The organism is Halomonas llamarensis, from assembly GCF_023555005.1.
Classification (GTDB): Bacteria; Pseudomonadota; Gammaproteobacteria; order Pseudomonadales; family Halomonadaceae; genus Vreelandella; species Vreelandella llamarensis.
The window spans coordinates 1-255 of record NZ_JAMJPJ010000146.1 but is presented as its reverse complement, the minus strand read 5'-3'; the positions used below and the strand labels follow the sequence as shown (position 1 = coordinate 255).

Genomic DNA, 255 nt, shown 5'->3' with positions numbered 1-255 from the left:
ACGGTATCGCAGGAAAGCGCTTTGAAAATGATGTTGGTCTCGCAACACCATTGCATCTCGCGGCTGGAGGTGATGCCTTTTGAGTAAGCAAACAGGATGATCTTGAGCAGGATGGCCGGATCATAGGTCAGTCGACCGGTCGCGTCGTTGCGATACTTGGGATGGAAAACGGATAAGTCAAGCTTGTGCTCAATCAGGTAGTGTACGGCGTGCTCAAAGGTGCCTGGCTGGAGCTGATCTTGGTAGTTGATCACC

Annotated in this window: 1 protein-coding gene; it reads right to left on the bottom strand. The window is 51.8% G+C overall.

Features of this window, described 5'->3' with window-relative positions:
• Positions 1–254, bottom strand: a 254-nt coding sequence (locus M8006_RS17980; protein WP_250084606.1) for a transposase, incomplete at its 3' end; no start/stop codon positions are given.
• Position 255 lies beyond the last annotated feature (1 nt).